Origin of the sequence: Pantoea allii (assembly GCF_002307475.1) — a bacterium.
Classification (GTDB): Bacteria; Pseudomonadota; Gammaproteobacteria; order Enterobacterales; family Enterobacteriaceae; genus Pantoea; species Pantoea allii.
This window is the reverse complement of record NZ_NTMH01000052.1, coordinates 35,432-48,062: the sequence shown is the minus strand read 5'-3', so window position 1 is coordinate 48,062 and position 12,631 is coordinate 35,432. Positions and strand designations below refer to the sequence as shown.

Genomic DNA, 12,631 nt, shown 5'->3' with positions numbered 1-12,631 from the left:
AAGTATCATCCGGTTACATGGAAATTGACATAGAGTGTAACGCCGCAGGGCAGGGTGTCGCAAAAATTGCGCCTATGATTGTAACAGGCCATTGTTTTCCACTACTTACAGAGAAGCATAGCATGCACCTGACTTTTCTTGGCACGGGCGGTGGCGCGCCGAGCTTGCAGCGTAACGTCACTGCCATTGCCTTTACCCATGCAGACAGTGGCGACACCTGGCTGTTTGACTGCGGTGAAGGGACACAGCTTCAGTTTATGCGCTCCGATCTTAAACCCGGCAAGCTCGATAAAATCTTTATTACGCATCTGCACGGTGACCATATTTTTGGTCTGCCCGGCCTGCTTACCAGCCGTTCAATGGCGGGACTTACCACGCCGATGACGGTTTATGGCCCCAAAGGCCTGAAAGCCTTTGTCGATAACGCTCTGTCTCTGTCCAGCTCGTACACCGATTATCCGCTGGAGGTGATTGAAATCGAGGCGGGCGAGGTGCTGGATGATGGCGAGTTTCGTGTTACGGCCTGGCCGATGAATCACACCATTGCCTGCTTTGGCTATCGTATTGAACAGCGAGACAAGCCCGGCTTTCTGGATGCCGCACGTCTGAAGGCAGAAGGTGTGCCGCGTGGCCCGTGGTATCAACAGCTAAAGCTGGGGGACAGCATCACGCTGGAGGATGGTCGCACGGTTCATGGTGCTGAGTATTTAGGGCCGCCCACCAAAGGCAAAACGCTGGCGATTTTTGGCGATACCGCGCCTACCGAGGTGGCGTTACAGCTGGCCGCGAATGTGGATGTGATGGTACATGAAACCACGCTGGAGGATGCACTGGCTGAAAAAGCCAACGGACGCGGTCACTCAACCACCGTGCAGGCCGCAAAAGTGGCAAAGCAGGCCGGTGCAAAACGGATGATCGCCACCCATTTCAGTTCGCGCTATCTTGCCCGAGATATGGCCCGTTTACTGGCCGAGTGCCAGGCCATCTTCCCTGAAACGGAGATGGCCCAGGACCTGGCGGTATTCAGGCTGTGATGGTCAGTGCGCCAGTGCCGGATAGGTAAAAAACAGCAGGTGGACCATATTGAGCGCAAAATGGCACGCCGTGGCCAGCCATAAGCGACCACTCCAGTGCCAGACCAGGCCATAAATCAGCCCGGCCAGTCCGGCAAAGACCATCAGCAGCACGCCGCCTGGCGCATGCGCCAGGCCAAACAACAAGGCGGTGACCAGCAGGGCAACTGTGCTGCCCCATTTCTGGCGCAGGCGCTGCTGCAGGTAGCCGCGGAAAAATGCTTCTTCAGCCAGCGAGACAAAAAACAGGTTTGCCAGGGCAAAGGCCCCCAGCCAGTCAGGAACGTGTCGCTCAAACGCCAGGCCACCCAGCCATACCGCGCTGACTAACAGCAGTGGAATCGCCGCTACGGGCAGCAGCCATAACACAGGCATGCGCGGTGGGTGCGCCTCGGCTTTAAACAGCGTCGGCATACAGGCCAGCAGCAAGAAAGGAATCAGGGCTTTATCGAAATTAAATGAAAAAGAGAAGGGCAGGCTGTGCGCGCCAGCCCGAACGGCATCAATCTGGCGTGGGTTGTTGAAGCCAGGAATAAGATGCAGCATTAGCGCGAGGGCAATCAACACCAGAAGCGCCTCGCTGATGCTCTGCCACACTTGGCTCCGACGGTCGTAAATACGAAACGCGACCAGTGCGGCAACAGCAGCAAAAACGAGGGTAACAGGCCAGTCGAGAACGTTCTGGTAAACCCCCAGCGCCGTTGCCAGTGCCAGTAATAACAGTGAGAGGCGTTTCGCCGGTTGCAGGGCAGCCAGTGCACCTGCCAGGATGATCCACATAAAAATGACCTGAGGTATAACGCCGCCGCACCAGACGCGGTGGCGCTAATCTGAGAAGGGCGTTATTCCGGTACGATCTGGTTTACGCTGAAATGGCCTGTACCGGTTGGCACCAGTTTCTGGTGCAACCACGGCAGCAATGTATTCATCTGATCGGCCAGTTTCCACGGTGGATTGATCACAATCATCCCGGAAGCCGTCATACCGCGCTGATCGCTGTCAGGACGCACGGCCAGCTCAATTTGCAGGATATTACGAATGTTGGTTGCCTGCAGATCGCGCAGCATATGTTTGATTTGCTGACGCATAACCACCGGATACCACAGGGCAAAAACGCCCGTGCCAAAGCGCTTGTGGCCTTCCTGAATGCCTTTGACGACCGCCTGATAATCGCTCTTCATTTCGTATGGGGGATCGATCAGTACCAGACCACGACGTGACAACGGCGGCAGCTTTGACTTTAACTGCTGATAACCATCGGCCTTTTCAACGCGCGCGCGGCTGTCTTTACTGAATTCGGTTCGCAGCAGGGGGTAATCACTGGAGTGCAGTTCGGTAAGCTGAAGCTTATCCTCTGGACGCAGCAAATGACGGGCGATCAGCGGCGAGCCCGGATAGTAACGCAGCGTACCGCTCCGGTTCAGGGCATGAATGGCATCAAAATAAGGTTGCAGCAATGCGGGCGCATCCGGCTGCTGCCAGACGCGGCCAATGCCTTCCAGATATTCGCCGGTACGCTCTGCATGCTCGCCGCTCAGTTGATAACGGCCTGCACCGGCATGGGTATCAAGATAGAGAAAGGGTTTTTCTTTCTCTTTCAGGGCGGTGATGATGAGGCTTTGTACGGTGTGCTTAAGCACATCGGCATGGTTGCCGGCGTGAAAACTGTGGCGATAACTCAGCATAAAAAAGGGGATGTCCGCGGTTGAAGCTAAAAATGATAACGTTGGCCCGATTATAACGACAGACAGGAATAATTGCTGGCATTTCGCGCGCAGCCGTGGTCCGGGCATCCTGCCTGCGCTGTTCAGTCCGCTTTACACGCTAATCAGGAGGCTGACACAGGCTGTTAACATCTGTTAACCATGCCGCGACAGGAAAGTGATAGCCTGCGTTGTCCTCAGCTATGCTTGATCTCATCGTCTGTAGGATCATAATCCGCGCCATTGTTTACATCACGACAAGTCGCGCCATTGATTTTCGCGGTATCCGACCGCATGTTAATTGAATTGCGTTGCGCGACTCATCGCGCCCCACACATTGTTAAAGGACTGCGCTATGACCAATCCGTTACTCACCTCGTTCACACTTCCCCCGTTTTCAGCGATTAAGCCTGAACATGTGGTGCCCGCCGTGACCGACGTTTTGAATGAATGCCGTGCAATGGTGGAAAAAGTAGTGGCGCAAGGCGCACCTTACACCTGGGACAATCTGGTACAGCCACTGGCGGAGACCGACGATCGCCTGAGCCGGATTTTTTCGCCGGTCAGCCATCTGAACTCGGTCAAAAACAGCCCGGAACTGCGCGAAGCCTATGAACAAACGTTGCCGCTGCTTTCTGAATACAGCACCTGGGTTGGCCAGCACGAAGGTCTTTATCAGGCCTACCGCAATCTGAAAGAAGGCAGTCACTATGCTTCGCTGGATCAGGCAAAGCAGAAAGCCGTCGATAACGCCCTGCGTGATTTTGAGCTTTCCGGTATTGGTCTGGAAAAAGACAAGCAGAAACGCTACGGCGAAATTGCGGCCCGCCTTTCCGAGCTGGGTTCGGCCTACAGTAACAACGTGCTTGATGCCACAATGGGCTGGAGCAAGCTGATTACGGACGAAAGCGAGCTGGCCGGCATGCCGGAAAGCGCGCTGGCCGCAGCCAAAGCCCAGGCGGAAGCTAAAGGGCAGGAAGGCTGGTTGCTGACGCTGGATATCCCGAGCTATCTGCCGGTGATGACCTACTGCGATAATGCCGCTCTGCGTGAAGAGATGTACCGCGCCTATTCGACCCGTGCCTCCGATCAAGGCCCTAACGCGGGTAAATGGGATAACGGTCCGATTATGGCGGAAGAGCTGGCGCTGCGACACGAGCTGGCGCAACTGCTGGGCTTCGACTCCTTCGCGGATAAATCCCTGGCCACCAAGATGGCACAGAGCCCGGCACAGGTGATCGATTTTCTGAACGATCTGGCCGATCGCGCCCGTCCACAGGGTGAGAAAGAGCTGGCTCAGCTGCGCGCTTTTGCGCAAAAAGCGTTTGGCGTAGAAACCATGAACCCATGGGATCTCAGCTACTACGGCGAAAAGCAGAAGCAGCATCTTTATACCATCAGCGATGAGCAGCTGCGCCCTTACTTCCCCGAATCTCGTGCAGTGTCCGGCCTGTTTGAAGTGGTGAAGCGCATTTACGGTATTACCGCCAAAGAGCGCACTGACGTCGATGTTTACCATCCGGATGTCCGCTTCTTTGATCTGTTCGATGAAAGCGGCGAGCTTCGTGGCAGTTTCTACCTCGACCTCTATGCTCGCGAGCACAAACGCGGCGGTGCATGGATGGACGACTGCGTTGGGCAAATGCGTAAAGCGGACGGCAGCCTGCAAAAACCGGTGGCTTACCTCACCTGTAACTTCAATCGTCCGGTAAGTGGTAAGCCTGCGCTGTTTACGCATGACGAAGTGATCACGCTGTTCCATGAGTTCGGTCACGGCCTGCACCATATGCTGACGCGCATTGAAGCGGCAGGCGTTTCCGGCATCAACGGTGTGCCCTGGGATGCCGTTGAGCTGCCAAGCCAGTTCATGGAAAACTGGTGCTGGGAGCCAGAAGCGCTGGCGTTTATTTCGGGTCACTACGAAACCGGTGAGCCGCTGCCAAAAGCGCTGCTGGATAAAATGCTGGCGGCGAAAAACTACCAGGCGGCGCTGTTTATTCTGCGTCAGCTGGAGTTCGGCCTGTTCGACTTCCGCCTGCATACCGAGTTCAACCCGGAAAAAGGTGCACAGATTCTGGAAACCCTGCGTGAGGTGAAAAGCAAAGTGGCCGTCGTGCCCAGCCCGGAATGGGGCCGCTTCCCTCATGCCTTCAGCCATATCTTTGCCGGAGGTTATGCGGCAGGCTATTACAGCTACCTGTGGGCCGACGTGCTGGCGGCGGATGCCTATTCGCGCTTTGAAGAAGAAGGGATTTTCAACCGGGAAACCGGGCAGTCCTTCCTCGACAACATTCTGACGCGCGGCGGTTCAGAAGAGCCGATGGAACTGTTTAAACGCTTCCGCGGTCGTGAACCACAGCTGGATGCCATGCTGGAACACTACGGTATTCAGGGATAAGCCGTACGTGAAAATCTGTTTGCTTGATGAGACAGGCGCCGGTGACGGCGCCTTAACTGTTTTAGCCGGGCGCTGGCAACTGACACACTGTGAAGACGCGACGCTGGCGCTGGTCAAAACCGCCACACATCTTGAACTGCGTAAACGGGATGAGCCTAAACTGGGCGGTATCTTCGTGGATTTTGTCTCTGGCGCGATGGCGCACCGTCGCCGTTTTGGTGGCGGTCGTGGGGAAGCGGTAGCCAAAGCGGTCGGGATCAAAGGCGATTATCTGCCCGATGTCGTGGATGCCACCGCCGGATTAGGCCGGGATGCTTTTGTGCTGGCCGCGCTCGGTTGCCGGGTACGGATGCTGGAGCGTCATCCGGTGGTCGCCGCACTGCTGGATGATGGGCTGACGCGCGGTTATCAGGATGCAGAGATTGGCGACTGGCTGCGTGAGCGCCTGACGCTGATTCATGCCTCCAGCGTTCAGGCCTTAACCGATATCACCCCGCAGCCGGATGTGGTTTATCTCGACCCGATGTATCCCCATCGGCAAAAAAGCGCCATGGTGAAAAAAGAGATGCGGGTCTTTCAGTCGCTGGTTGGGGCGGATGAGGACGCTGATGCTCTGCTGGCACCGGCTCGCCGTCTGGCAAAGAAACGTATCGTGGTGAAACGCCCGGATTACGCGCCACCGCTGGCAGGGGTTGTTACGCAGTCTGCGGTGCTTACCAAAAGCCACCGCTTCGATATCTATCCGCCACTGGCTGAGTAGCGGGGTTTGTGAAGCCGGTGGGCACGTCAGCCGCACCGGCTTAACGCAGGCGAATTATTCTTCCTCTTCGTCGCGCAGCGGCACAATCAGCATGTCGATATGCACCGTATTGATCAACTGGCGGGCAGACGACATCAGTTTGCTCCAGAAGTCCTGATGATGACCGCACACCACCATGTCCACATCGTATTTCTTAATCGCATCCACCAGCACCTGACCGAGATCGCCACTGCCGCTCAGGGTTTCGGTGATAGGATAGCCCGCGGCATCCGACAGGCTTTTAAGCGCCTGATGTGTCTCTTCAGAAATCCGCTTTTGCATATCGCCCAGGTTGACATCAATCAGGCCAGTATAGAGATCAGAGTAATTCACATCGACATGAATCAACGAAATTTTTGCGTCATAAGGACGCGCGAGCGAGACAGCTTTATCGACTAACAACTGGCTTTCTGGCGAAAGATCGACTGCAATCAGGATATGTTTGTAAGCCATGATATAACTCCTTCCACGAGATTCAGAATGGCAGCGGTTTCCAGACGCGTCATAGCTGCGAAATCCATTGCGCGAACGGGCGATGCGCGCCACCGAAATGGTTAACGTACAGCACAGGCGATAATGTTGTTATACCTGAAAGTATAGTCATCTGTGTTAACAAATGCGTCTGAAGCCGTCTGGGTTGTGAATAAGATCAATGATGAACGATTTTTACTCGTATAAAACGAAAATCCTTGCTGGTAAAAAATTGAACATTGCTCCTAAACTGAAAAAGCAGCCTTCGTCACATTGCTGCGTCTGTTCAGATATTTCAAAAATAAAACTACAAATCATTTAATGGGGTTGTTGGCTAATTCTGCAGGGACTGTTCAGCAGGGTGCGCGTTCAGCACTTTTCTGCAGTACCGGTAAGGAGGGGTAGATGATCAGCACTATCGCGCTTTTTTGGGCTCTCTGTGTGGTATGTATTGTGAATATGGCGCGCTATTTCTCTTCGTTGCGTGCGCTGTTGGTGGTTTTGCGTGGCTGCGATCCGTTGCTGTATCAGTACGTTGACGGCGCAGGGTTTTTCACCGCCCATGGTCAGCCCGGCAAGCAGGTCAGGCTGGTGCGCTATATCTGGGCAAGACGCTATCTTGATCATCATGATGACGAATTTATTCGCCGGTGTGAGCGGGTGAGAGGCTTGTTTATGTTGGCCAGTTCGCTGTGCGGATTAGTGGTGATCAGCCTGATTGCGCTGGCCATCTGGCATTAAAAAGGGCGACCGAAGTCGCCCTGATTTGCCGCTGTCTCAGATGAGCTTGAGCGCGATCCAGTAGAGCGAACCCGACAACAAAATACAGACCGGCAGCGTAAATACCCACGCCATGGCGATGTTTTTGATGGTTTTGCTCTGCAATCCACCGCCGTCTACCAGCATTGTACCGGCAACGGAAGAGGACAGGATATGCGTGGTGGAGACCGGCATGCCGGTGTAGCTGGCAATGCCTATCGATACGGCGGCCGTTACCTGTGCGGACATGCCCTGCGCATAGGTCATGCCTTTCTTACCAATTTTCTCACCGATGGTGGTGGCAACACGACGCCAGCCAATCATGGTGCCGATGCCTAAAGCCAGCGCAACCGCCATGATAATCCATACCGGTGCGTACTCAACGGTGTTCAGTAGATCGCCTTTGAGCTTGCCAAGGAAGCGTTTATCGTCAGCGGAGGTTTCCGGCAGCTTCGCCGCTTTATCGGCGGTATCGGAAATACACAGCAACAGGCGGCGCATCTGACTACGCTGATCGACGGACAGATCGCCATAGCTTTGCAGATTGTTCAGCAACACCTGAGCACGCTGCACGGCCTGCAGCGCACGCGCGCTGTCGCAATGAAACTCGGTTGACGTTGCCGGGGCGACTTCTTCTGGCGTGGGCAGTTTAGGCGGAGCCATCTGGATGATATGGGTCAATGACGCCTGATGCTGTTGGTAATATTGCTCAAGGTGGTTAACCGCATCGCGCGTGCGCGTGATGTCGTAACCCGATGAATTCATATTGACCACAAAGCCTGCTGGCGCAACGCCAATCAGAACCAGCATGATCAGGCCAATCCCCTTTTGCCCGTCGTTTGCACCGTGTGAATAGCTGACGCCAATGGCGGAGATAATCAGGGCGGTACGCGTCCAGAAAGGCGGCTTTTTCTTGCCATCAATTTTCTCCCGGTCTGCGGGCGTCATATGAATACGCGCACGCTTCTTGGTGTTACTCCAGTAACGGCGAAGAAGAAAGATTAAGCTGCCCGCAATCACCAGGCCGACGATGGGAGAAAGGATCAGAGACAGGAAGATATTCAGCACTTTAGGAATGTTAAGCGCATCGACGACCGAGGTGCCGTTCATTAATGCATTGGTCAGGCCGATGCCGATAATCGCGCCGATTAACGTGTGGGAACTGGAAGCCGGAAGCCCCAAATACCAGGTGCCCAGGTTCCAGATAATCGCCGCCAGCAGCATGGAAAACACCATGGCGAGACCGTGAGCCGAGCCAACATTCAGCAGCAGATCGGTAGGCAGCATATGCACGATAGCGTAAGCCACGCTTAATCCGCCGAGCAATACACCAAAGAAGTTGAAAACCCCCGCCATCAAAACGGCAAGCTGAGCACGCATGGCACGGGTGTAGATGACCGTCGCAACCGCGTTGGCCGTATCATGAAAGCCGTTAATTGCTTCGTAAAACAATACAAACAGCAGAGCAAGTATCAGTAACAGGCCGGTGCTAAGATCTAGACCAGCAAACAGATGTAGCATAGACGTTACGCCATTTTGGAGGACATGAACGCGGCGCATTATCCGCGACAACATGCGGTCTGGGAAAGGAAAATATAGTCATGATTTGGACTAAAAATGTCAATTAACCCGGTTAACAGGTACAAAGTCTATATAAATTAACCAGTTACATTGTGACATATTTACGGCAAAATTTTGACACTGGCATCCACAGGAGCAGATCACTACAATCTGCCCCTCTCTTACCAGGTGGGCAATTGCAGTGGAACAGTTTGACGTTATCGTAATTGGGGCAGGCGCTGCCGGGCTTTTTTGTGCTGCGCAGGCAGGACAGCGTGGTCGCCGTGTATTACTGCTGGATAACGGCAAGAAGCCGGGCCGCAAGATTTTGATGTCCGGCGGCGGACGCTGCAATTTCACCAATCTCTACACTGAACCCGCCGCCTATCTGTCGAATAATCCCCACTTTTGTAAGTCGGCCCTTGCGCGCTATACCCAATGGGATTTTATCGATCTGGTGAATCGTCACGGCATTGCCTGGCATGAGAAAACCCTGGGACAGCTGTTCTGCGATGATTCTGCCCAGCAGATGGTGGATTTATTAATGGCCGAGTGTGACAACGGTGGCGTCACCGTTCGCCTGCGCAGCGACATTCTGAGCGTATCCCGGGATGACGCGGGCTACCATCTGCAGCTCAACGGCAGCGCGGTGCAGGCAGAGAAACTGGTGATTGCCAGCGGCGGGCTTTCCATGCCGGGCCTGGGCGCATCGCCGTTCGGCTATAAAATTGCTGAGCAGTTTGGGCTTAGTGTGTTGCCAACGCGCGCGGCGTTGGTGCCTTTTACCCTGCACAAACCGCTATTAGACCAACTGCAGACGCTGTCTGGCGTCGCGCTGGATACGACCATTGCGGCAAAGGACGGCACGCTATTTAAAGAGGCGATGCTGTTCACCCATCGCGGTCTGTCCGGCCCGGCGGTGTTGCAGATTTCCAGCTACTGGCAGCCCGGCGAGTTCCTCACGGTGGATCTCTCTCCGGCCACCCGTCTGGATGATTTTTTGTCGATTCAGCGAGAGGCGCATCCGAATCTGAGCCTGAAAAACAGCCTGGCCAAAATTCTGCCTAAGCGCCTGGTCGAAGTCTTGCAGGAAATGAAAGTCGTGCCGGATGTCACGCTGAAGCAACTCAATAGCAAACAGCAGACAGAACTGGTGCAGACGCTGCACGGCTGGCAGGTGCAGCCTAACGGCACGGAAGGTTACCGCACCGCCGAAGTCACCCTCGGCGGCGTTGACACAACTCAGCTTTCATCCAAAACCATGGAAGCGCGCGACGTGCCGGGGCTCTATTTCATCGGCGAGGTGGTCGATGTGACCGGCTGGCTGGGGGGATACAATTTCCAGTGGGCCTGGAGTTCGGCCTGGGCTTGCGCCCAGGCTCTGTAACTGTTCTGGAATAATATACCTTTGTACATAAGAGCCAGATTGCATAAAAAGTTTGTACACTGATTAGACTCTGCCATGTCGCCAATGATGGGGTCATGGGTCATTTCAGGATTTCGAAAACTGGAGTGACCTGTTCCCTGGAATATCCCTGGTCGTCTGACTTATTTTGTTTTTTCTTTTCAGGGGGATGTTAAATTGAGGACCTGGTAAATTATTCGAATTCCAGCTTCATATATGAGTCTTTTGTTTCTCTTAACGCTTCATCAATGTATTTCTGACGGATTGCTTCAGTAACCGGTTCATTTTCATAGGGAGGCTCGAATTTCATCGTGCTTTTGTAAGCGACGAATCCACCCACAATCATTTCACCCTCGGCCTTGATTATCTGGCCATCCATATCAAGGTACACATGCGAACTGGTGCCTGAGACTTTCATATCAGTTATCCCTCACAAAAATGACTTTTTCGGACTGAGTCATCGGATCAATTGTCGTAATTTTAGTGACTTTATCATTGCCCATTAAGCGCGGTAACCCAACCAAAGCTGAAGAAGATTTCATGACTGTCGGCGGGAATCTGGCTGCCCCGTGCGGGCGAACCGAGTGTATCGTCCGGAAACGTAATGCTGTCCGTGATGCTGTCATAAATCCGGCTATGGTAATCGTCAAACGCATCCGGGCAGGTGCCAATGAAACAGAGGAGCTTTTTTCCCGTACTGTTTTCAGATGTCAGCACCACCCTTTGCTTCTGAAAGATAATTCTTTCCCCGGCTTTGAAACTGTAAAACAGTTCCAGAGCCTGCCTTCCGCTTAGCTCAGTGAGCCGGGCATGGTTGAGTGAGAGGTCCTGCAGAGTAGCCTGCAGTTCGGATGACAGCCTCTGGGATACTGACTGAAGCGTGTCTTCTGCAGCCGCTGTTGCACGTGAAATCACGAAGGTGAATTCATTGGCATTCGTATGGCTGAGCGTAAAGAGGTTCATGGTGCGATCGCGAAATACATCGGGCACCGTTATGTTGCAGTCCTGCAGGGTATATTCAGACATGTAAAGTCTCTCTGGTCCGTGAGTGCGGACCAGAATATCAACGTTTACAACAATGATCTCTATGTGATCCTGCCTGAAAATTAATCTTTTTTAGGGCTTCCTGCTTTAGAACATCCGGATTATTTGCACTGTATGGCTCAGGCATAGCGCGACACGGCATAGTCTGCATGGGCAATCGCCGGCGGTTTGCCTGAAATTACATCACTCAACAGCTGGCCGGAGCCGCAGGCCATCGTCCAGCCCAGCGTGCCGTGCCCGGTATTCAGCCACAGGTTGGTGAAATGCGTCGGGCCAACGATGGGCGTGCCGTCCGGCGTCATTGGGCGTAATCCGGTCCAGAAGGTTGCCTGACTCACCTGTCCGCCATCTGGAAAGAGATCGTTGACAACCATCTCCAGCGTTTGCCGCCGGGCGGGCAGCAGGGTTTTGCTGTATCCCACGATTTCCGCCATACCGCCCACGCGAATACGATTATCAAAACGCGTAATGGCAATTTTATAGGTTTCATCCAGCACCGTGGATACCGGCGCGCCGGACGCATCGACAATCGGAATCGTCAGTGAATAGCCTTTTAGTGGGTAAACCGGAACAGACAGCAGCGGCCGGAGCAATTGCGTGGAGTATGAGCCCAAAGCCATGACGTATCCGTCCGCCGTCAGCGTTTCAGCGCCACAGACAATCCCGCTTATCCTGTCTCCCTGTGTCAGCAGCGCATCGACGTTGGTGTGATAACGGAAGTCGACGCCAGCCTTGTGCGCCCTCGCCGCAAGCTGCTGGGTAAATAACTGGCAATCTCCGGTTTCGTCATTAGGCAGTCGCAGCCCGCCGGTCAGCTTATGCTTAACCGCCGCCAGCGCCGGTTCAACTTCGGCCAGTTGTGAGGCTTCCAGCAGTTGATAAGGAACGCCGGCGTCTTGCAACACGGCGATATCGCGTGCCGCATTGTCAAACTGCTGAGCGGTGCGAAACAGCTGCAGCGTACCTCCCTGACGTCCTTCATATTCAATGCCCGTGCTGGCCCGCAGTGCCTTGATGCAGTCGCGGCTGTACTCTGCCAGCCTGACCATCCTGGCCTTATTTTCGGCATAGCTTTGCGGATTGCAGTTTTTCAGCATTTGCATCATCCAGGCGAGCTGAAAGCGGGAGCCGTCCGGACGCACGGAAAGGGGCGCGTGGCGTTGCACCATCCACTTCACCGCCTTTAAGGGAACACCCGGCGCGGCCCAGGGCGCGGCGTAGCCAGGGGAGATCTGCCCGGCATTGGCGGCGCTGGTGCCTAATGCCGGACCGGCTTCTTTTTCAATCACGGTCACCTGATGCCCGGCCTGCTGCAGATACCAGGCGGTTGTCACGCCCACGACACCACTACCGAGTACAATAATTTTCATCTTGATATTTATCCTGAACGCGTTATCGCTCAACCACGCGGACGTTGTC

Annotated in this window: 12 protein-coding genes; 5 read left to right on the top strand and 7 right to left on the bottom strand. The window is 54.4% G+C overall.

The features are described from left to right. Positions 1–122: 122 nt before the first annotated feature. A complete protein-coding gene (gene rnz, locus CMR03_RS22465) occupies positions 123–1,034 on the top strand; it encodes a ribonuclease Z (protein WP_096012699.1) in 912 nt (303 codons plus the stop codon). Positions 1,035–1,037: 3 nt separating this feature from the next. Here the strand turns inward: rnz and CMR03_RS22460 are convergent, their stop codons facing one another. Both CMR03_RS22460 and CMR03_RS22455 read right to left on the bottom strand, forming a co-directional pair. Next, positions 1,038–1,853, bottom strand: a complete 816-nt coding sequence (locus CMR03_RS22460) for a CPBP family intramembrane glutamic endopeptidase (protein WP_096012698.1) — start codon at positions 1,851–1,853, stop codon at positions 1,038–1,040. 62 nt (positions 1,854–1,915) lie between these two features. Beyond that, positions 1,916–2,758, bottom strand: a complete 843-nt coding sequence (locus CMR03_RS22455) for a 23S rRNA (adenine(2030)-N(6))-methyltransferase RlmJ (RefSeq protein WP_063877600.1) — start codon at positions 2,756–2,758, stop codon at positions 1,916–1,918. 373 nt (positions 2,759–3,131) lie between these two features. Here CMR03_RS22455 and prlC point away from each other — a divergent pair, with 373 nt between their 5' ends. Beyond that, positions 3,132–5,174 carry an oligopeptidase A gene (prlC, locus tag CMR03_RS22450; protein ID WP_063877599.1) on the top strand — a complete coding sequence of 681 codons (2,043 nt, stop codon included), beginning with the start codon at positions 3,132–3,134 and terminating at the stop codon, positions 5,172–5,174. 7 nt (positions 5,175–5,181) lie between these two features. Continuing rightward, positions 5,182–5,934, top strand: coding sequence for a 16S rRNA (guanine(1516)-N(2))-methyltransferase RsmJ (rsmJ, locus tag CMR03_RS22445; RefSeq protein WP_279627547.1), 753 nt, complete (start codon positions 5,182–5,184; stop codon positions 5,932–5,934). A gap of 54 nt (positions 5,935–5,988) precedes the next feature. On the opposite strand, the gene uspA is transcribed toward rsmJ, so the two are convergent. After that, positions 5,989–6,426, bottom strand: a complete 438-nt coding sequence (gene uspA, locus CMR03_RS22440; RefSeq protein ID WP_063877597.1) for a universal stress protein UspA — start codon at positions 6,424–6,426, stop codon at positions 5,989–5,991. A 423-nt stretch (positions 6,427–6,849) separates the two neighbouring features. Between uspA and uspB the strand changes: the two genes are divergently transcribed. Then, complete coding sequence (uspB, locus tag CMR03_RS22435) at positions 6,850–7,185, top strand: universal stress protein UspB (protein WP_063877596.1); 336 nt, start codon at positions 6,850–6,852, stop codon at positions 7,183–7,185. A gap of 36 nt (positions 7,186–7,221) precedes the next feature. On the opposite strand, the gene pitA is transcribed toward uspB, so the two are convergent. Then, positions 7,222–8,724 carry an inorganic phosphate transporter PitA gene (gene pitA, locus CMR03_RS22430; RefSeq protein ID WP_063877595.1) on the bottom strand — a complete coding sequence of 501 codons (1,503 nt, stop codon included), beginning with the start codon at positions 8,722–8,724 and terminating at the stop codon, positions 7,222–7,224. A 241-nt stretch (positions 8,725–8,965) separates the two neighbouring features. Here pitA and CMR03_RS22425 point away from each other — a divergent pair, with 241 nt between their 5' ends. Further along, positions 8,966–10,150 carry a BaiN/RdsA family NAD(P)/FAD-dependent oxidoreductase gene (locus CMR03_RS22425; protein WP_096012697.1) on the top strand — a complete coding sequence of 395 codons (1,185 nt, stop codon included), beginning with the start codon at positions 8,966–8,968 and terminating at the stop codon, positions 10,148–10,150. A 211-nt stretch (positions 10,151–10,361) separates the two neighbouring features. Here the strand turns inward: CMR03_RS22425 and CMR03_RS22420 are convergent, their stop codons facing one another. The 3 genes from CMR03_RS22420 to CMR03_RS22410 all read right to left on the bottom strand — a co-directional run bounded on the left by CMR03_RS22420 (position 10,362) and on the right by CMR03_RS22410 (position 12,582). Continuing rightward, positions 10,362–10,586, bottom strand: coding sequence for an Imm74 family immunity protein (locus tag CMR03_RS22420; protein ID WP_063877593.1), 225 nt, complete (start codon positions 10,584–10,586; stop codon positions 10,362–10,364). 74 nt (positions 10,587–10,660) lie between these two features. Beyond that, the gene (locus CMR03_RS22415) at positions 10,661–11,194 is read right to left on the bottom strand and encodes a DcrB-related protein (protein ID WP_244181417.1); all 534 of its coding nucleotides are present in this window, start codon (positions 11,192–11,194) and stop codon (positions 10,661–10,663) included. Positions 11,195–11,331: 137 nt separating this feature from the next. Further along, positions 11,332–12,582: a D-amino acid dehydrogenase gene (locus tag CMR03_RS22410; protein ID WP_096012696.1), complete on the bottom strand. Its 1,251-nt coding sequence runs from the start codon at positions 12,580–12,582 to the stop codon at positions 11,332–11,334. Between the last annotated feature and the right edge of the window lie 49 nt (positions 12,583–12,631).